19 protein-coding genes are annotated in these 19,983 nt (G+C 55.4%); 10 read left to right on the top strand and 9 right to left on the bottom strand.

The genetic code is table 11. From position 1 onward, the window contains the following. Positions 1-2 precede the first annotated feature (2 nt). Entirely contained in the window at positions 3-1,160 is a 1,158-nt protein-coding gene (locus ABGM91_RS05015; protein ID WP_354834215.1) for an efflux RND transporter periplasmic adaptor subunit, read from the bottom strand. A 293-nt stretch (positions 1,161-1,453) separates the two neighbouring features. Between ABGM91_RS05015 and ABGM91_RS05010 the strand changes: the two genes are divergently transcribed. The 5 genes from ABGM91_RS05010 to lpxI all read left to right on the top strand — a co-directional run bounded on the left by ABGM91_RS05010 (position 1,454) and on the right by lpxI (position 6,643). Further along, on the top strand, positions 1,454-2,266 hold the full coding sequence (locus ABGM91_RS05010; RefSeq protein WP_354834212.1) for a MerR family transcriptional regulator: 813 nt from the start codon (positions 1,454-1,456) through the stop codon (positions 2,264-2,266). Positions 2,267-2,462: 196 nt separating this feature from the next. After that, positions 2,463-3,464 carry a thiamine pyrophosphate-dependent dehydrogenase E1 component subunit alpha gene (locus ABGM91_RS05005; protein WP_290566145.1) on the top strand — a complete coding sequence of 334 codons (1,002 nt, stop codon included), beginning with the start codon at positions 2,463-2,465 and terminating at the stop codon, positions 3,462-3,464. 21 nt (positions 3,465-3,485) lie between these two features. Further along, positions 3,486-4,460 (top strand): transketolase C-terminal domain-containing protein, encoded by a 975-nt coding sequence (locus ABGM91_RS05000; protein WP_215428622.1) that lies wholly within the window; start codon positions 3,486-3,488, stop codon positions 4,458-4,460. Positions 4,461-4,478: 18 nt separating this feature from the next. Continuing rightward, positions 4,479-5,747 carry a 2-oxo acid dehydrogenase subunit E2 gene (locus tag ABGM91_RS04995; protein WP_354834208.1) on the top strand — a complete coding sequence of 423 codons (1,269 nt, stop codon included), beginning with the start codon at positions 4,479-4,481 and terminating at the stop codon, positions 5,745-5,747. A gap of 32 nt (positions 5,748-5,779) precedes the next feature. Then, a complete protein-coding gene (lpxI, locus tag ABGM91_RS04990) occupies positions 5,780-6,643 on the top strand; it encodes a UDP-2,3-diacylglucosamine diphosphatase LpxI (RefSeq protein WP_354834205.1) in 864 nt (287 codons plus the stop codon). Between the two features lie 88 nt (positions 6,644-6,731). On the opposite strand, the gene ABGM91_RS04985 is transcribed toward lpxI, so the two are convergent. The 6 genes from ABGM91_RS04985 to ABGM91_RS04960 form a co-directional block, all read right to left on the bottom strand. Beyond that, a complete protein-coding gene (locus ABGM91_RS04985; RefSeq protein WP_354834202.1) occupies positions 6,732-6,953 on the bottom strand; it encodes a hypothetical protein in 222 nt (73 codons plus the stop codon). Positions 6,954-7,007: 54 nt separating this feature from the next. Further along, the gene (locus ABGM91_RS04980) at positions 7,008-7,337 is read right to left on the bottom strand and encodes a hypothetical protein (RefSeq protein WP_354834199.1); all 330 of its coding nucleotides are present in this window, start codon (positions 7,335-7,337) and stop codon (positions 7,008-7,010) included. 78 nt (positions 7,338-7,415) lie between these two features. Next, positions 7,416-7,742, bottom strand: a complete 327-nt coding sequence (locus tag ABGM91_RS04975; RefSeq protein ID WP_215428627.1) for a hypothetical protein — start codon at positions 7,740-7,742, stop codon at positions 7,416-7,418. 137 nt (positions 7,743-7,879) lie between these two features. Next, on the bottom strand, positions 7,880-8,584 hold the full coding sequence (locus ABGM91_RS04970) for an MmcQ/YjbR family DNA-binding protein (protein WP_354834196.1): 705 nt from the start codon (positions 8,582-8,584) through the stop codon (positions 7,880-7,882). A 158-nt stretch (positions 8,585-8,742) separates the two neighbouring features. Further along, positions 8,743-9,537 (bottom strand): WecB/TagA/CpsF family glycosyltransferase, encoded by a 795-nt coding sequence (locus tag ABGM91_RS04965; RefSeq protein ID WP_354834193.1) that lies wholly within the window; start codon positions 9,535-9,537, stop codon positions 8,743-8,745. Between the two features lie 25 nt (positions 9,538-9,562). Further along, complete coding sequence (locus tag ABGM91_RS04960; protein ID WP_354834190.1) at positions 9,563-10,336, bottom strand: MBL fold metallo-hydrolase; 774 nt, start codon at positions 10,334-10,336, stop codon at positions 9,563-9,565. Between the two features lie 64 nt (positions 10,337-10,400). Between ABGM91_RS04960 and recN the strand changes: the two genes are divergently transcribed. Continuing rightward, positions 10,401-12,059 carry a DNA repair protein RecN gene (recN, locus tag ABGM91_RS04955; RefSeq protein ID WP_354834187.1) on the top strand — a complete coding sequence of 553 codons (1,659 nt, stop codon included), beginning with the start codon at positions 10,401-10,403 and terminating at the stop codon, positions 12,057-12,059. Positions 12,060-12,252: 193 nt separating this feature from the next. On the opposite strand, the gene ABGM91_RS04950 is transcribed toward recN, so the two are convergent. Next, positions 12,253-12,390 (bottom strand): hypothetical protein, encoded by a 138-nt coding sequence (locus ABGM91_RS04950; RefSeq protein ID WP_354834184.1) that lies wholly within the window; start codon positions 12,388-12,390, stop codon positions 12,253-12,255. Positions 12,391-12,992: 602 nt separating this feature from the next. On the opposite strand from ABGM91_RS04950, the gene ABGM91_RS04945 reads away from it, so the two are divergent. From ABGM91_RS04945 to ABGM91_RS04930, 4 genes are read left to right on the top strand one after another with little or no spacing between them, the layout of a single operon-like run. Then, positions 12,993-13,748, top strand: coding sequence for a S24 family peptidase (locus ABGM91_RS04945; RefSeq protein WP_354834181.1), 756 nt, complete (start codon positions 12,993-12,995; stop codon positions 13,746-13,748). Positions 13,749-13,766: 18 nt separating this feature from the next. Then, complete coding sequence (locus ABGM91_RS04940) at positions 13,767-14,939, top strand: DNA adenine methylase (RefSeq protein WP_354834178.1); 1,173 nt, start codon at positions 13,767-13,769, stop codon at positions 14,937-14,939. A gap of 9 nt (positions 14,940-14,948) precedes the next feature. Beyond that, positions 14,949-16,751 carry an AAA family ATPase gene (locus ABGM91_RS04935; protein WP_354834175.1) on the top strand — a complete coding sequence of 601 codons (1,803 nt, stop codon included), beginning with the start codon at positions 14,949-14,951 and terminating at the stop codon, positions 16,749-16,751. Beyond that, positions 16,735-17,523 carry an HNH endonuclease gene (locus ABGM91_RS04930; RefSeq protein ID WP_354834172.1) on the top strand — a complete coding sequence of 263 codons (789 nt, stop codon included), beginning with the start codon at positions 16,735-16,737 and terminating at the stop codon, positions 17,521-17,523. Before ABGM91_RS04935 ends, ABGM91_RS04930 begins: the two co-directional genes overlap by 17 nt. Before the next feature lie 115 nt (positions 17,524-17,638). On the opposite strand, the gene ABGM91_RS04925 is transcribed toward ABGM91_RS04930, so the two are convergent. Beyond that, the gene (locus ABGM91_RS04925; RefSeq protein ID WP_354834169.1) at positions 17,639-19,876 is read right to left on the bottom strand and encodes a heavy metal translocating P-type ATPase; all 2,238 of its coding nucleotides are present in this window, start codon (positions 19,874-19,876) and stop codon (positions 17,639-17,641) included. Positions 19,877-19,983: the final 107 nt, after the last annotated feature.

Below are 19,983 nucleotides of genomic sequence, written 5' to 3'. Positions count from 1 at the left end.
GTTTATTGCTGGGAGTTGGATTGCGGCTGGGAGGCGGCGGCGCGGACCTGCATGCCGGGCCTGAGGGACATGATGTGGCTGACCACCACCTTGTCCCCGTCCTTGAGGCCTTCGGAAACCAGCCATTCCCGGCCATTCAGCGTATCCGCCTTGACGGGGCGCATTTCCAGCACGCCGTCCGGCCCCATCACAAAGACGGAGGCGCCCTGTGCGGTGCGGATGACGGCGTCACGGGGAATGGCGAACACGTTGTCACGCACCGCCTTGTCAAACACCACGCGCACATAGGCTCCGGGCAGAAGTTCATAGTCCGGATTGGGGAACTGGGCGCGCATTTCAATGGTATCCGTATTCGGGTCCACCGCCATGTCGGAAAAAATGATCTTGCCGGAGTGGGGGTATTCCTCCCCGTTGGAGAGCAGCAGACGCACCTTGATGTCCTCCAGCGGCACCCCCTTCCACAGGCCGGACACCACGGCCCGGCGCAGGCTGCTGTACTGGGTGGCCGGCTGGGAGAAGCGCACGTAAATGGGGTCTATCTGCTCAATGGTGGTCAGGTGCGTGAATTCATTCTGGTTGGCGAACGCCCCTTCCGTCACCAGCGCGCGGCGCACGCGTCCGGAGATGGGAGCCTCCACCCGGGTGTATTCCAGATTCAGGCGCGCCTGCTCCAGGGACGCGGCGGCGGCGGCGTATTCCGCCCTGGCGCGGTCTTCCTCCGCCCTGGCCTGCTTGTGCTCGCGCACGCTGACGGCCCCCTTGGCGACGAGGGAGGAATAGCGCGCGGCCTTGTCCTCCGCGTCCGCCAGCACCGCCTTGGCGCGGGCCACCGTAGCCTTGCATTCATCCAGAACAGCTTGAAGAGGAGCGGGGTCTATCTTGAAGAGAAGATCGCCGGGCCGGACCGTCTGCCCTTCCTGGTAGCAGCGTTCCTGAATGATTCCGGTCACGCGGGCGCGGACTTCCGCCTGGAGGTAGGCCTCCATGCGGCCGGGAAGATTAACGGTTACGGGAACCTGCGTGCCGCGGGCCGTCAGCACGGCCACTTCCGGCACCATGCCTGCGGGAGGCCCCGCGGCCTGGTTTTCATCCCCCTGGCGGCAGGAGGACAGAACCGCCAGGAGAGAGGAGCAGAGAAAGAGGAGACAAGTCGTTTTCATAAGCAATAATACTGTAATTAAGCCTCAAGAGATCCCGGAACCGCATTTCCGACAAGACCGGAGATTTTTCAATTGCCATATGATGTAAAGTATCCCATAATGGGAGAGTCAAGAGGTAATGAAAAGATTAAGAGGGACGGCTTTTTATCATTTGCTGTAAGCCATTGACAGAACAAATTGAATGGAGACGCAGAGATTTCGTCTTCATAAAGATTTCTTTTATATGCGGAAGACTTTCCCGCCGGGAATGCCCCTGAAGAAAGGAATCCGTTTCCCTCCAACCGCGATACAGGATGGACAAGCAGAATTTACTCACCATCGGCAGCCTGTCCAAACAGACCGGCGTACACATCAAATCCCTCCGGTATTATGAACAGCTGGGCATTCTGCGCCCGGCCCATACGGACCCGGATACCGGGTACCGCTATTACACCCTTTCCCAGATTCCCGTGGTGGACGCCATCCGCGCCTGCATCTTTCTGGACATTCCGCTGAAGGAGTTCACTACCTTCCTGACCAAGGACCAGCAGAGGATCCACTACAAGAAGCTGATTTCCCACGGCACCATGCTGGCGCACCAGAAGATCAGGGACATTCAGGAGAAACTGCACCTGCTGGAAAAATTCCAGAAGCAGATGGACCGGATGGAAGGCTTCCAGCACAGCGAGGAGCAGACCGTCCACGTACTGCCGGAAAAATACTGCTGGGCGGTGCCCTATGCCGGAAAACAGCACAGTCCGGATTACAATATCCTGATCACCCGGATGTTTAACGACATCAGCCGCAATGAGCTGCGCCTGGGCGCGGAAGCCGGCCTCCTTTCCTTCCACCGGAGCGCCGGAACGGAACAGTTCCTGTACGTGGAGGTGGAAGCGACAAAAAGAGACGCCCGGCAGCTGAAGGAAATCATGCGCCTTCCGGCAGCCGCCTTCCTCTGCGCCATCACGCAGGAAAGCGGCATCGGGAAGGCCCCCCTCGTCTTTCCGGAACTTTTTGCACGGGGGTATGATAAAATCATCATGGAAACGGAGTTGTTTTCCGGAGATTACGATGTGGCGCACCCCAAGTTCGAACTGAGGTGCTCCCTCCCCCCGGAAGAGAAGTGAAACGGAAGGATTCTCCCGAAACAGGCAACGGGTTAAGGAGATGTAAAAACGCGGCCTTGGCATCCGGGGTCCCCGGTCCGCGCTCCTGCCGCCCTGCGGGAGAGCCGGAACGCCCGTTCAGGCTCACTGGCACGGAGTCTCCGGAAGTTTCATGAAATGGCATTGCATTTCCCCATTCAGCATATAAAATAATGGGGTGGCACATTGCGACACTAAACCACCGGACCTGAAGGAAAGCGCCGTCAAGGCTTACAAGGCCATGTTGCTGGCGCGGGCTTTTGACACAAAAATTTCCAGCCTGTATAAAGCGGGCAAAATCACGGGCGGCGTTTACCTGGGCCGCGGCCATGAAGCGATTGCCGCCTGCGGAGGCGTTTTCCTGACTTCCGGATATGATGTGATCGCCCCGTTCATCCGGGAACAGGCGGCGCGCATCACCTGGGGGGAACCGATTATTGAAGCGGCGCGCTCCTACCTGGGCTCCGCCCTGGGCTACATGAAGGGACGGGACGGGAACGTGCACCGCGGGCTCCCCGCGGAAGGGTACATGGCCCCCATCAGCCATCTGGGCAGCACGGTTGCCTTCGTCATCGGCTGCCTGTTCGCCAAGCGCCTGGACGGCAAGTTGCCCGGCCCCGTGGGCGTAGCCTTCTGCGGAGACGGCACCACCTCCACCGGGGCCTTCCATGAAGCGGCCAACATGGCGAACGTGGAACAACTACCGCTGGTGCTCGTAGTGACCAACAATCAATTTGCCTATTCCACGCCCAATGTCCGGGAATTCGGGGAAGCCTCCCTGGCGGACAGGGGCCGCGGCTACGGCTTCACCGTTCATGAAACGGACGGCACGGACTTCATGGCCACGCTGGAAACGTTCCACGCCGCCGTCAGCAACGCGAGGAAAGGCCTGGGCCCCCAGTGGGTGCTTGCCAAGACCCTGCGCATGTGCGGCCACGGCGAACATGACGACGCCTCCTATATCCCCAGGGAACTGAAGGAGGAGTATAACAAGAAAGACCCCGTGGTTATGGCGGAGCGCCAGCTTCTGGAAGCCGGGTGGCTGACGCCGGAAGAAGTGGCGGACCTGAAAAAGCAGTATGCAGATGAAGTGCAGCTGGCCGTGGCTACCGCCCAGCGGGAGCCGGAACCGGACCCCTTCCGGGAAGACTGGAACGCCACGGTATGGAGACCTTATTAAGCCTGCAAACGGAATATTCCCATGAGCGTAACATACATTGATGCCATTCACGACGCCCAGAAAGACCTGCTGACGGAAGACAAGGACGTTTTCCTGTACGGGCAGGACATAGGCGTTTTCGGCGGCGCTTTCAAAGCGACCAAGGGCCTCAAGGAGCTGTTCCCGGACCGGGTGATTGACGCTCCCATCAGTGAGGACGCCATGGCCGGCATGGTCACCGGAGCCGCCGTCATGGGCAAGAAGCCCATCATGGAAGTCCAGTTTGCGGATTTCAGCACCATCGCTTTCAACCAGATCGTCAACATGGCGGCCACCCATTACTACCGCACGGGCATTCCGGCCAATATCACGGTGCGCCTGCCCTGCGGCGGAACGCCCGGCACGGGCCCCTTCCACAGCCAGAGCCTGGAAGCCCTGTTCGCCCATTATCCGGGCCTGCACGTGATGACCCCGGCCACCGTGGCGGATGCCTACTGGATGCTGCGCCAGGCCGTGGAAGTGCCTGATCCCGTCATCTTTCTGGAGCACAAGTTCCTGTACCGCTGGCTGAAGGCGGAGGACAATTACCGGGAAGCCCCGGTCGTCCCCTTCGGCATGGCCCGCATCGCCCGCACCGGGAAGCACGCCACCGTGGTGGCGTACAGCGCCATGGTGCCGGAAGCCGTGCGCGCGGCGGACCTGCTTGCCAAGGAGAGCGGTTATGAAGTGGAAGTAGTGGACCTCCGCACGGTGCGCCCGCTGGACATGGATACCGTCATCGCCTCCGTAGCGCGCACCGGGCGCGTCCTGGTCATCGGGGAAGACTTCCCGTGGGGAGGCGTCACGGCGGAAGTGGTTTCCCGCATTGTGGCGGAGGGGTTCCATCTGCTGGACGCCCCGCCCCAGCGGCTCAACGCCAAGGACACCCCCATTCCCCAGCACCCCAACCTCTGGAAGGCCCACCGCCCCACGATGGAATCCATTGCGGCCTCCATCCGTCACCTTTTATCCATCTGATCCAACCCAGTTTCCACCATGCCTAAAGTACCCATTCTGATGCCCCAGCTCGGGGATTCCATTGCAGAAGCCACCGTGCTGCGCCTGCTGGCAGCCCAGGGCGATACCGTAGAAGCCGACCAGGAAATCTTTGAGGTAGAGACCAACAAGGCCACCATGGGCGTCACCACCATGTGCGGCGGCGTCCTGAGCGATGTGTTTATCAAGGAAGGGGAATCCATCGTGGTCGGCGCCTGCATGGCCATGATTGATGCCACGGAGGAGGAGATTGAACGTTCCGGGGCCACCCCTGCCGGTGAATCGACTTCCCTTCCGGCCAGTCCGGAATCCGTGCCCCAGCCCGTGCCCGCCCCCGCCAGCCAGGAGGACAAGCCCGCCGGGGTGCACTTCGGCGTGACGGGGGAATCCTACCAGGAAAACGGCACGGACCTGAAAGTCCAGCCCAGCGTGCGCGGCCTTCCGGTGCCCGCCGGCATGAAGGGCGCGCATTACATGTCCCCGCGCATGAAGGCGCGCATGGATGAACTGGGCATGAGCGCCTCAGACATTGCCTTCATTTCCGGCTCCGGGGCCGGAGGCCGCGTCACCATTGACGATCTGGAAGAATTCCTGGAATACGTAAGCCAGTGGCCGCACCGCAAGGCCTCCTCCATGCGGCTGGCCGTGGCGGACGCCATGCGCCGGAGCTGGACGCGCCCCCTGGCCTCCGCCGGGCGCCCGGTCTTCATGGATCCCCTCATCAAGCACCGGCAGCATTCCCCGCTGCGGCCCGGCATCACCCTGTACTTTGCCCGCGCCCTGGCCCTGGCCCTGGCGGAAAGCCCGGAATGCGCCGGCTACCTGGTGGGGGAAAACATCCTTTCTCCCAAGACCATTGACATCGGCATCGCCGCGCAGGTGGCGGACGGAGTCATGGTACCCGTGCTCCGCCGCGTGAACGAACGGACCATGGAAGAGCTGCTGGAGGACTACAACCGGCTGATCGCCCAGGCGCGCCGCCGCAGGCTGGCGCCGGAAGACAGCACGGGCGGCATCGCCACGGTCACCAACTTCGGCGGCTTCGGCCTCACGTTTGCCGCGCCCATGCCCATGCCCAGCGAATCCCTCATCCTGGGGGTGGGGGCCGTCACCAAGACTCCGGTCTGGAGCGACGAGGTGGAGGCGTTCATTCCCATTTCCAAGGCCAACATCGTGGCTACGGGGGACCACCGCGTGGTGGACGGCGCGGACATCGGCCGCCTGCTCATGCGCGTGGCGGAACTTCTCCAGCGCCCGGAATACCTGTAACCAGCCTCCCGTTCCCGCACGCTTCACGCCGCATGACGACCAACCCGCCCGTATTAGGCCTGGTAGCCGGAGACGGCCTTTACCCGGAATACATTGTCCGGGGGGCGCGCCGCCGGACGCCGGAGCTGCGCATTGTGGCCGTGGGCTTCAAGGGGGAGACCAATCCCGCCGTCATCCCCCTGTGCGACGTTTACCGGGAGTTCAGCGTGGGGCAGCTCAGCAAGCCGTTCTCCTTCCTGAAAAAGCACGGCGTGCAGAACGTCATCATGGCCGGAGGCATCAACCCCAAGAATATTCTTTCCCTCCGTCCGGACCTGCGCGCCCTTTCCGTGCTGATGCGCATGCCGGAGAAAAACGCGGATTCCCTGCTGGGAGCCGTCATCACGGAGGCGGAAAAGGAAGGCTTCACCATCCTGCCCGCCTTCACGTACATGGAAGAGCACATGCCTCAGCCGGGCCACATCGCCGGACCGCGGCCCACGCCCGAACAATGGGAGGATGCCGTCTTCGGCATGCAGATGGCCAAGGAAATCACGCGCCTCCACATCGGCCAGTCCGTCATCGTGCACCATGGCACCGTGGTGGCCGTGGAAGCCATTGAAGGCACCAACAACTGCATCCGCCGCGGCGGCGAGCTGGGCAACGGCAAACCCGCCACGCTGGCCAAAGTGGCCCGCCTGGGGCATGACATGCGCTTTGACATACCCACCGTCGGCCCCGTCACCATCCAGACGTGCGCGGAATGCGGCATCAGGCAAATCGCCCTGGAAGCGGGAAAAACCATCCTGCTGGAACGGGACCGGGTGGAGCAGCTGTGCAAGAAGCATAAGATCAGCCTGCACGCCCTCCAGCTTCCGGAAGAAGGCGCCCCTCCTCCAGAAAACCAGCCTGCATAGAAATCCCCCTGCCCGGGAAACCCGGACAAGGGGAAATCATTCCGCATACGGGATGCAGAATAAAAAACGGCTTATTCACTCGCCGGAATTAAGCGTCTTTGTCCTTGTGCATCATGGACTTGGTCTTGTCACTTACACCGGAAGCCATATCCTTGACGCCTTCCTTGCCCTTTTCGTAGGCATCCTTCATCGCCTGCTTGCCCTCTTCCATCTTTCCGGAAGCGGCATCCTTCATTGCCTGCTTGTCTTCTTGCATTTTTCCGGAAGCGGCATCTTTGGAGCAACCGCAGCCTTCATGCATATGGTTCATATGATCTTTGGAGTTACACATAATAATTAAATGGTTTGTTTTTTATCGTTTGAATTAACCGTTTTTCGCAGCGTCGCCAATGGCATCGGCCTTATCGGCAGCCCTGTCAGCCGCATGGTCCACGGCTTCCTTGCTGTCCTGGTAAGTATCCTTGACGGCTTCCTTGCTTCTTTCGTAAGCGCCCTTCATCGCTTCCTTGCCTTCCTTCATTTTTTCAGAAGCGGCATCCTTGGCGGCTTTGGCGCCCTTTTTCATGTGGTCCTTGGCTTCGGCCATGTCCTTGTCACCCTTGGTGCAGGAACCGCTGTTACAAGCGCTTTGGGCCAGGGCCACGACGGGAACTGCAACGGCTACCGCTGCTATAGCATATATCAATTTTTTCATGACGTTGTTCTATTTGGATTCATTCCAATAGACCCTTTCTTCATGAAAAACTATGAATACAGTCGTGTCATTCTGCGTTCACTCCTGCAAATCAAAAGCCATAAACGCGGCAGAGGCAACGCAGTCCCGGCACGGAACGCGGCCTTCTTTTTTCAGCTCCCTGCAATGGGAATAACCCAGCTTTTCCACAAACCGCCGCTTCAGTTCCTCCCTTGACTGCACGGGCGTGCACAGGAGGGCTCCATACAAGGCGCCGCATACCCCGTCAGGCGCTCTTCCCGTGCCGCACGCGGAGACGGCTTCCAGCAAATCCTCCCTTCCCAGCGCCGCGCAAACGGCCTGGGCGCAGTTGTGGCGCCAGGGTTCCGTGCGGAAGGTGGACAGCGCCTTTTCTTCAACGTTCATGCCCCCACTGTAGGCCCGCCCCCCTTGCGGGTCAAGAGCCCCGTCCTCCCTTCCATCCGCAAACTCCGCCGCCATATTCCGGATGGATTCCGGGTGCGGAAAGTATAAGCCGTCCGGAAAACAGCCGGAAACGGCATTCACTTTCCGGCAAGCCGACGGCTGGTCTCCAGGCGCGCGGCCAGTTCTTCAAAGGGAATGGTCCCGTCCAGACAAAGGCTCACCCAGCTTTTCTTATTCATATGGTAGGCCGGAAAACGGCTGCAATGGTCCACAAGGCCGTCAAGCTCTCCGGGACAAACCCGCAAATTCAGCACCTCAACCCTCTCTTTGGAACTGCCGCCCAGCTTCAACCGCGGCACGGCCAGAAAAACGGCATACCATTTTTCCGTGTCCTTCCGGCGCACAATGGCGCTCCCCGGCGACTTGCGCCACAGGAATTCCAGTTCGTCCCCGTAAACCTCCCGGACGTGAGCGACGAGGCTCCGGGCAGGATCGCCGTGGAAGAAATCAGGCTCAAAGCAGCATTCAGCCACATGCCACAGTTCTTCCTCATATTCCCTCCGGAGCGCCCTTTCCTGCAACTTGTCCGCCGCCTCCTGGGCTGAATGCCGGATGTCCCTCCCGTCTGCATCATGCATTGCCACGCAGACGGAACCGTCCGCGTGTATTTCAAATTCCATGCGGCGGCGGCCATTCAGCAGTTTTGTCCGGTACAGGAAACCGTTTTCTCCGCGAACGCAGCCGAAGGGGAGCAGCTTTTCCTCACACAGTTTCCTGTCTCTGAAAACGCGCTCCACGGCTTTTTCATACCAGGTTTTCCGGGGAATGCGGTGAAAGAACATAGGAGAAATGGAGTTTAAGACGGCGCAGGAATGGAGAAACGTCACCCGCACCCCTTGCGGACGTGCAGGACCGGGAGAAGCCATGATAAAACCGCACAAGAACGGTACAAGCCAAAATAATCTGCGCCTCATCTCCGGGGCACGCACCGGAAAAGGCTTTACCGCCCCGTCAGCACGTACCACACGAACAGGCTGTTATGCTTCACGTACCGCTTGAGCAGCCTTCCCGGCTCCCGGTAAATGCGGTACAGCCATTCCAGGCCGTTCCTCTGCATCCACCGGGGAGCGCGTTTCACCGTTCCGGCATGAAAGGCGAACGCCGCACCCACGCCTACATAAACCGCCGGGGGCAGCAGTCCCTTCTGCTCCGCCATCCACCGTTCCTGCTTGGGACAGCCCAGGCCCACCCAGACCACATTGGCCCCGCTTGAAGCGACGGCCTCCCTCATAGCCTTCCGGTCTTCCTCCGTCCAGGAACGGAAGGGCGGGGAATAGGCGCCGGCCAGATGAAAAGCGGGGTGCTTCTCCTTTAAGGCGGCGGCCAGAACCTCCAGCATTTCTTGATCCCCGCCCAGCAGAAAATGGCGCAGCTCCGGATACGCGGCATTCGCCCTGACCAGGGCCTCCATCAAATCCGGCCCGCTTACGCGTTCCGCGGCCCTTTCCCCGGCGGAAAGCCCCCGGTTCAGCTTCCACACTACGGGCATTCCGTCCGGGCAAACTACGTCCATCTTTTCCAGCACGGCTCCGTAATCCGGGTCGTGCACGCCGAGGGTCATCACGTGCACATCCGCGGCGGCGACCAGGCACGGGGCCTGCGCTTCCCGCGCATGCTCCGCCAGGACACGGCTCATTTCCTCCACGGAACTGACAGCCACGGGAAAGCCGAACACCTTCCTGGTCTCGCACGGAATCCGTCCGCCGGGCTGGTCAGGATCATTTGGAGGAGTCATGGCCTGATGGGAATGAAAGAGGAAATTACGGCAGGGACAGCCTCAGGCCGTCGTAAGCCGGAATAACGTTCTCCGGCAGTTTGCCGGAAAGAATATGGTAATCCATGTCATGGGACATGTGGGTCAGCACGGCGCGCCGGGGACGGATGGCGGCAATGGCGGCCAGGGATTCCTCCAGGCACAGGTGCGTGGGGTGCAGATGGTAGCGCAAGCCGTCAATAATCAGCAGGTCCACCCCTTTCATGGCCTCCAGGGAGGCCTCCGGAATGCTTTTCACATCCGGCATGTACGCCAGCCGCTGCCCTTCCGTCTCCAGCACGTAGGCATAAGTCTCCACCCCGGCATGCATGACGGGAAGGGGGGTCACCAGCACGCCGCCCACGTGGAACGGCTCCGCCACCTCGTGAGGTTCCGGCCTGACGTAGCCGCTCCGGGCCGTTTTCGGTTCAAACGCCCAGCCGTACATGGTCCGCAGGGCCTCCATCGTCTGCGGGGAGGCATACAGGGGCAGGCCGCCGGACCTGCGCCAGCAGAAGGCGCGCAGATCGTCAAACCCGCCCACATGGTCCACATGGGCGTGTGTGTACAGCACGGCATCCACGTCCGTAATGTTTTCCCGCAGGGCCTGCTGACGCAGGTCCGGGGAGGAATCCAGCAGAATGCGGGTGCCCGCGGCTTCCACGTAAATTGAGGAACGCAACCGCTTGTTCCTGGGATCCGGCGATGTGCAGACCGCACAGGAGCAACCTATCTGGGGAACTCCGGTGGACGTCCCGGTACCCAGAAAGAGAATGTTCATCACAGAGGTCATGATTGCGTTTAGAGCGAATGATGCCATAATGCATTCAAAATCCAAAGCCCGAATGCTTACATTGCTGAAAATTAGAAACCTGGCCCTCGTGGACCAGCTGCTCTGGGAACCCAGTTCCGGCTTCATCTGCATCACGGGGGAAACGGGAGCAGGGAAATCCGTCATCATCGGCGCCATACGGCTGGCGCTGGGGGAACGCGCGGACAAGACGCTTATCCGGTCCGGAGAACAGCAATGCAGCGTGGAAGCCGTCTTCCACCTGCCGGACTCCTCCCCGGTGCACGCCATCCTGAATGAACACGGCGTACCCCCGTGCGAAGACGGAAACCTGATCATCAAGCGCATTATTTCCTCCACAGCCAACCGCCAGTTCCTGAATGACAGCCCGTGCACCCTGAACCTGCTGCGGGAGGCGGGCGCCTGCCTGGTAGACATGCACGGCCCCAGCGACCACCGCTCCCTGATCTCCCAGGAAAGGCAGCTTTCCCTGCTGGACGCCTTCGGGGAACACGCCCCCCTGGTGCACGCCTATGCGGACGCCTGGCGGCAGTGGCAGGACGCGCGCCGGGCGTATGACGACCTGGAGCATGCGGAAGCGGCCACGGCGCGGGAAATAGAATTGCTGCGCCACCAGGTGGACGAGATAGACGCCGCCGCCTTCACGCCGGAGGAAGTGCCCACGCTGGAGGAACGCTGGCAGCGCGCCCGCAACGGCACCAGGCTCCAGGAACAGGTTTCCCGGATGCTCTCCATGCTGGAGGAAACGGACGTTCCCGGCCTGGCCTCCCAGTTGAGGGAACTGACCAGGGCGGCCCATGAACTGGAACGCATGGACGCCTCCACCGCCGCGTGGCTGGCTCCGCTGGCGGAAGTGAATTTGGAGCTCAAGGAGATCGAGGGGCGCCTGGCGGACTATTCCTCCGAGCTGGATTCCGATCCCCGGGAACTTTTCCAGCTGGAGGAACGCATCAACCTGCTGGAATCCCTGAAAATGAAATACGGCCCTTCCTTTGAAGACGTCTGCGCCCGCAGGGAGGAGGCGGCCCACCGCCTGGACCGCATCGAACACCGCACGGAGCGCCTGGAAGAACTGCGGGCCTCCATGGCCGTTCTGCGCAAGCAGGTGGACGCCGCCGGACAGGCCCTGACCAGGGCGCGGCAGGCCTCCGCGCCCAAACTGGCTTCCTCCATCGTCAAGCATTCCCGGGAACTGGGCTTCCGCCAGGCCGTCTTTGAAGTGGGCCTGTCCCCCCTCCAGGAACCCGGCTCCCAGGGGATGGAAACGGTGGAATTCCTGTTCGGCCCCAATCCGGGGGAACCCTCCAAGCCTCTCCGGCTGATCGCTTCCAGCGGGGAGCTGGCCCGCATCATGCTGGCGATTAAAAGCGCGCTGGCCCACAAGGATTCCACCCCCCTGCTGGTGTTTGATGAAATAGACGCCAACGTGGGCGGTGAAGTGGCGCGGGCCGTGGGCTTCAAGATGCAGCAGCTCGGGAACAGGCACCAGGTCATTTCCATCACGCACTTTCCGCAGGTGGCGGCCCTGGCCTCCCACCACTACCTGGTCCAGAAGGCTTCCGCGGGCAACCGCACTATCTCCTGCTTGCGGGAGGTGAGCCATGAAGACCGGATAGAGGAGCTGGTCCGCATGCTGGGCGGCGGAGGCGACCACGCGCGCACGCTGGCCCGGGCGCTTCTGCAACCCGCCTGAACGAGAGAGCCAATTTCACAGAAGAGATGAAGCGGAAATCAGAGGAGGACAGACAGCATCAGGCATCTACATAAAAGGAGATACTATGGAATTGGATATTTTCGAAAAGGAAAGGCAAGATCTTCTAAAAAACTTATGGAGCATTCTGACTCTGAAAAGGAACAAACATAAGTTATTCATGAGGGAAGAAGTCTTAGGTGCCAACGTCTTCCATTTTCCAGAATATCAAATCAGCACCAAGACCGGGGAATTTGATGACATCTAAAACCCCAGCAAGATAGGAGAATAAGGCTTTTTCCAGCAAAAAGCCTCGCTCATGTTTGATGAACAAGACTCACTTTATCGTAAAGCCATTTCGTCTAAAATTCCTTTCTCGCCACGTATCCTACCGAATGGTCCGGCGTTCCGTAACCGTCCCAATAAGCCATTTTCATCACATACCTCTTCTCCCTTTCCAAGGATGAAGGTAGACGATATACTCCGTAAAATTCCGAATAGGAATCTGATAGGGAATCCCAGGTTCAACATAACGAATCTCATTATTACCGCATTGCACTCAAAACGGTAGCGCACCCAGTAATAAGTCATTTTCCTGGATTCTCCATCCAGAATCTTCAGAAAAATATCCGGCCTTTTCAGTCCCTTGGCTAGATAAAAGCTGTCCAGCAGGCGCACTTCTTCTCGGCTTTTATTGATGGAGACCAAAGTAAAATACGAAAAAAACTTACTTAGGTTGAGGGCCCGACGGCCACTTTGATTGAATGTCGCTCTTTTCTGCATAAATTGAATTTTCGCGATTTCCGCGAGTGGAACAACCAATTATTCGCCTTTTAGCGAATAATTTTTACTCAGGATAGTTGACATTTCGCAAAAATCGCGTAAATTCAATTTATGACGTCGCCAAGTAAGAAAGAAATTAAGGACTGGCTAAAAATGATGAGAAAAGACCGAGCATGGCTCGGATTACAATGTGGGGGAGCGTCGAAACGAACTGTTGACACATGGTTATCTGATGCTGGGACAATCCCTTCCAAAGCCATTCTCATTATCCAAAAACTGATGGATCGCGAAGAGCAGGAAAATGGGCGCGGTTTCCTGCGCGTAGAAACCATCACCCTTCAATTCTCAAAAGCAGAATGGGTCATTATTCAAGAATATCAAAAACTGCATCCAGATAAAAGTGTTCAGGAGCTTGCGGAAGAATTCGTTTTAAAAATGACGGAAGGAATGAAATTTTGGTTCTCTTCTTCTGAGACCATTGAAAAACTTCCTGCCATCACATCCTCCATGTACTATACGGCACAAATCATCGGTAACATCACAGCTGGTGTGTTGGAAGCCGGAGACATAATCCCGCAAGACATCCACCTATACCGCCCCTTGAAGAAAGGAGAATATCTTCTGCGCGTGAACGGGCATTCCATGGAACCGGTTATTGCGGACGGCTCCGTGGTCATTATGCGCAAGCACGCCAGTCCCCCCATTCCCAAAGTGGGCACCATCGTGGAATACAATGACGAACGTGGCGTCACCCTGAAAAAGCTTGCCCGTCATAAAGATCCGGAAACGGGCAAGATAAACTATGTACTGCATCCGCTTAACCCGACATTCGGCGATATCAAACCAATGGATGGAGGAAAAATTTCAGCCATTTACATCGAAACCATCAACACCTACACCAAGGCATAAAGTCAAGCAACTCCAAGCATGAACATACCTACACTCCCGCACATCCTGAAATATATGGGCTCTAAACGGGAAATTCTACCTTTCGTTATTCGGGCGATCAAAGCAACAGGAGTTGAAAGTAACTATTTCTGTGATTTGTTTGCAGGAACATCCATAGTGGGATCGTCATTCAAACATGAATACCGTGTTCACATCAACGACATTCAAGCCTACTCATCTGTTTTTGCTCACGCATACCTGTATAACTTGAAAACAGCAGCTCCACCAAACATCACGGAACGTATCCACGAGGCAGCCATTACCTATACGAATGAGTCAAAAAATTACATGCCTGACCTGATTGCTGACTACGCCAATATCTCAAAGCTATCAGAACTTCAATCATTTGAAGAAATACAAAGATCGTTGATCAATAAAGATTTCCATACAGGGTTTCATCTCTTTACAAAATACTATTCAGGAACATACTGGAGTTACGAACAATGCCTCTGGATTGACTCCATTCGTGCCGTGGCCGAGTCTTACCGTAACACTCTTATCTACGGGGCAATCCTCTCAGCACTCATCTACGCCATGTCCTATACTTCTCAAGGAACTGGCCATTTCGCACAATATCGAGATATCACTGCAGCAAACATGCAAGACATTCTCATCTACAGGACAAAGCAAATCTGGCCGTTATTTGAGAAAAAATTCCAGGAACTTCTGATGACCATTGATACCGATCCGCGACATAATCCTTATACCACCAGTCTAAACTATCTGGATTGTCTTAAAATAGTGGAACCAAATAGCATCGTCTATGCAGACCCGCCCTACAGTGCTGTACATTATTCCAGATTTTACCATGCCATAGAAACGCTCGTCAAATATGACTACCCAGACATCCGTTATAAGGGGAGATACCGTAGTGACAGACATCAATCTCCCTTCTGTATCAAAAAACAGGTTCACCAAGCATTTAAAGATCTTTTTCTCAACATCAAAGAAAGAAAAGCCTATCTCTTTCTCAGCTATAGCGACAGCGGTATGATTTCCATTACAGAATTGAAGAAAATCGCTTATGAAACCTTGGGAAAAGAATACCAGCAAACATTATTTGACATGAAACATCTTCACAGCAGAATGGGGAGCACTGACACATACGGTTCCTACGTCAAAGAATACATTCTCGCCTTCACTTTAAACTGATATATTCTCATGGTCCCATTACCCAGCTTAAAAAATCTCAAAACATCCTGGACGAAATACTCCATCGTCCAAGTACTCGACATCATCAAAAGTAAAGATATCCGAGATGCTTATATTGATGGCAAAGAAGGAATAACAATTAATCAACCCAATTTGAAAAGCTTCCTGGGCATCAAGAATATAAATGATGAAATACCCGACTTCTGGGACCAACTCTATAACTACCCTCAAGAAAAAATGATATTCGGCATGATGGCATTGATTATGACTCATCATAAAATTTTAAAGACATTTGCTGAACTCTGTGCTTCTTCATTATCAGATATGAAAGGCATTTTTATATGCGATGAAGAAAAAAACAAAATGCTTAATTACAAAGAACAAACAAATGTTCGCAGTGCACTGGTCGAATCTGGTGCATCTTCCACAGAATATCGGCGAAAAACGGAAGTACCATATGACTTTTCCGTCGTATTTCAAAACCCTGAGCTGGGCCCTCTATTTAAGCAACTTATTGAAAACCGACTTCTCTGGAGCGGATGGACGGCAGAAGAAATAGAACTAAACATGCCTCAGATTTGCAAAGAAAATAAAATAGCCGATGCTTTCAGCGTGGAACATGGCTTCTTTCAAACGTGGCTCAATGGAACAAAACGTGGACATTACATTCAAGGCTTAAGTATTAGTGAATTTTTCACATTTAAGAACATTTCAATCAACTTTCCAAAAACAAAGGAAATTTACTTCCTGGGCGAAAATGGTGATGGCAAAACACTCATGCTTATGGCTCTCTATTTAGCATTTCGAAAAGGACATCTTGACCAACAACAAGCCCAAGAAAAGTTCTCTTCTGTTCTTGATATCTTTAGAAAAAAACCCTCCTTTGAGGCATCGGGCATTGATGAATGCGGAACAATCTATTCAACAAAAGGAAAAAATTATTTACCAAGCGTTTATGCCTATGGGGCGCAGAGAGCCAGAACAGACAGCACGAATGCTGATCGCCAAGGATTCATGACCCTCTTTAGCAATGACATCTGTCTAACTTCTCCTGAGGACTGGTTGCAGCACATTAAAGACAAAGAAAACGATTGTGCGAACAATAAAAAATACGATGCCATCTATCAATCCCGCATCTCAACAGAAAAGCTGCAAAAAGTACTATCTGACATACTGGAACGGCAAATAACTATTGAATGGAATGGGCGCACCCCTGTATTCAAGGAATGTGGAAATCCACTTCGATTTCAAGAACTATCAGAAGGATACAAAAGCATCACTATCTTTATCGTCGATCTGATTTACAGACTCGTACATGAAGAAGGAGTAACTGGAGAAAATATTTTCGATAAGAAAAGCGTTGTGCTTGTTGATGAAATAGACTTGCATATCCACCCTCGCTGGCAGCTCAAACTGGTTCCAAAGTTAAAAAAGCACTTTCCTAATATCCAGTTTTTTTTCACAACCCATAGCCCAACGATCATTCAGGCAGCATCAGATGAAGCACTCATTTACAGAATATACAGACAAGACGGGCAAACAATACTGAGTGAGCCTTACCTTCGTAAAAACCTCAATCATCTCATGATCAATACTCTTGCCACATCCCCCATGTTTGGATTGGAGAGTGCTCGGATGGAACCAAAAACGGACAATTATACGACAGCAAGTACATACGCTCAGTATCGACTTGAGCTAAAACTGGAAAAATTATTACAGGAACAATATCGGCAAGGAAAAAAATTCCTCACTGATAATGACATAGACATATTGATTGACAAAATCTTAAAAGAAGATGATCAAAATCAATAAAGACTTAAATGATATTCCTCCCTCTCTTCTTTCAGAAGAAACACACCAAAAACGGCAGGAACTCATCAATCAAAAAAAATATATCCCTACAGAAAATTATAATAAATGCTACAGAGCCTCCGATATCAAGGAGAAGCTCAAAACAATACATCATGGGAAATGTATCTACTGCGAGCAGATAATAGAGCAGTTTCATGTAGAACACTATCGTCCAAAATCAATATATTATTGGCTTGCATTTAGTTGGGATAATTTATTATTGGCATGCCCTGTTTGCAATCAAAAAAAACTGGACAATTTTCCTTTAGAGGGCACACAATCAATCACTCCTCCTTTCTTTAGAAAAAAGAAAAATATCAACCACAAATTTAATAATCTTTCATCAGAATTAAACAAGTTTGAAAAACCTATTCTTATAAATCCTGAACTAGAAGACCCTGAAAATTTCATTGTTTTCCTAAAAAATGGAGAAATAGATTCGGATAATCCTCGCTATCGAAAAACAATCGAAATTTGTCAACTATCTAGACCAGCCATTGTTGAAAGGCGGAAAAAGATCATAGATTCTCTAAAAAGAAAAATCACCAAAGAACTTACACGAGCTAAAACTTCAAAAGAGCAACAAAACAGTTTGGGATCTTGTATTCGTAATTTTATAGACGATGCTTCGGATCCGACAAAGGAATTCATTGGGTTTAGAAGATACGTAAAAAAACATCTGCTACGTAGTATTATAAAGCAAGTATTTCCGTCTCAGACAAAAACCCAATAAATAGTACTATCTCAACAGGCTCGCCGACAAGTAGGAAAGAAATAGAAAATCAATCCAAAATTATAGAACATAAATAAGTTACACCAAAATCCCCTTTGTTCAGGAAGTGACTGCCTTATTTTTCCAGATGGGGTTTGAAGCCGCGCAGCCGCAGGGAATTGAACACCACGCACAGGGAGCTCAGGCTCATGGCTCCGGCGGCAATCATGGGGTTCAGCGTAAGGCCGAAGGCGGGATACAGGCACCCGGCGGCCAGGGGAATGCCGATGATGTTGTAAAAGAAGGCCCAGAAGAGGTTCTGCCTGATGATGTGCAGCGTGGAGCGGCCCAATTGAAGGGCTTCCGCCACGCCCACGGGATTGCTCTTCATCAGCACGATGTCGGAAGACTCCATCGCCAGCTCTGTTCCTGATTTCATGGAAATGCCTACCCGGGCGCAGGCGAGCGCGGGGGCGTCATTCACGCCGTCCCCCACCATTGCCACCTTGTCCCCCCGTTCCTCCATTTTCATCACATGGGTGGCCTTTTCATCCGGCAGCACGTCGGAAATGACTTCATCAATGTGGAGTTCCCCCGCCATGTGGCGGGCTGTGGCGGCGTTGTCCCCCGTCAGCATGACCACGCGCAGGTTCATCCGCTTCAGATTGTCCACGGCCGCGCGGCTGTCCGGTTTCAGGGAATCCGCCACCATGATCACTCCGGCGGGACGGTCTTCCCTGCCCACATAAAGCGGCGAGGCTCCCTGCCGCATGAACTCCCGCAGGCGCGCCTCCTCCTCACTCCATGAAATCCCCCTGTCCTTCATGAAGCTGAGATTGCCCACCGCGTAAGGCACGCCGTCCACCGTACCGGAAATGCCGCGGCCGGGGACAATGGACAAATCAGCCACCGCGCGTATGGGAAGGTCCAGCAGCCGGGCATGGTCATAAATGGCTTTACCCACCGGATGTTCCGAGCCCTGTTCCAGGGCCGCCGCCATCTCCACCAGTTCATCCGCATTCATGGCCTGTTCCGGCAGAACGGCCACCACCCGGGGCTCCCCTTCCGTCAGGGTGCCCGTCTTGTCAAAGACGACGGTATCCACGCGGCTCAGGGCCTCCAGGGCGCTGGCGGACTTGCACAGGATGCCCAGGCGCGCGCCCCGCCCCGTACCCACCATGATGGCGATCGGGGTGGCGAGGCCCAGAACGCAGGGGCAGGAGATCACCAGCACCGCAATCGCCCTGGCAAGGGCAAAGGAAAAGCCCTCTCCGGCCACCAGCCATGCGGCAAACGCAATGAGCGCAATGGCAATCACTGTGGGGACAAAGAAATAGCACACCCGGTCCGCCAGCCGCGCAATGGGCGCCCTGGACTGGCTGGCCTGCTCCACCAAGCGGATCATGCGGGCCAGCGTGGAATCCCTGCCCACGCGCTCCGCACGGATTTTAAGATACCCGGCGCGGTTGAACGTGCCGCTGATCACCCGGTCCCCGGCCGTCTTGTCCACGGGCATGCTTTCCCCCGTCAGGTCGGATTCGTCCAGCGCGGCCTGCCCTTCCTCAATGAGGCCGTCCACCGGAATCCTCTGCCCGGTCTTTACCACCACCAGGTCCCCGGCCCGGAGTTCATCCAGCGGGACGGCGCGTTCCGCGCCGTCATGCCACACCAGGGCTTCCTGGGGAACCAGCTTCACCAGTCCCTTCACGGCGGCGTTCGTCTTCCGGTAGGAGCGGCGTTCCAGATACTTCCCTAGGGAAATGAGGGTGACGATCATGGCCGCGGACTCAAAATACAACTCCATCCCGTCCACATTGGCGCCCTGCCACAGGCCCGCAATCAACAGAAACAGCCCGTACAAAAAGGCGGACCCCGCGCCGATGGCGATCAGGGAATCCATGTTGGGAGACAGCGCGGCAAGCTGGCGGACGCCATTGATCAAATAATGCCGGTTCAGCCATAAAACCGCACCCGCCAGGATGCACTGCGCCCACAGATTCAACCAGAGCCCCCAGCCCCCTCCCGGAACGGGCCAATGCCACATGGGGCCCATGGACAGGTACATCAGCGGAACGAGCAGCAGGACGGACCAGACAAGGCGGGACCCGCCGTTTTCCTCCTCGCGCGCCTTCTCCTCCGCTCCGGAAAGCGGTTCCCCCTGCCAGTCCGCCAGGTGGAAGCCGGCTTTCTCTACTACCTTCGCCAGACGGTCCCTGGCCGGAGAATCATGCTCCCGGAACACAACGGCCATGCGCCCCGTCAGCAAATTCAGCTCAACGCGTTCCACACCGTCCAATTCCTCTACAGCGTGCTCCACCTTGGCCGCACAACCCGCACAGTGCATGCCGGAAACCAGATAATTCCTTTCTTCCATTATCGTTAAATCAGGGGTTGATGCTACGGAACCAGACAAAGGCCCCATGCTGTTAGACGACACTAACACATGACCCCCGTTTCTCAAGCCGCTTTCATGGCTTCACC

The organism is Akkermansia muciniphila (assembly GCF_040616545.1).
GTDB classification, from domain to species: Bacteria; Verrucomicrobiota; Verrucomicrobiia; order Verrucomicrobiales; family Akkermansiaceae; genus Akkermansia; species Akkermansia muciniphila_E.
Note: the sequence above shows the minus strand (reverse complement) of the source record. Positions and strands in the feature narration are given on the sequence as shown.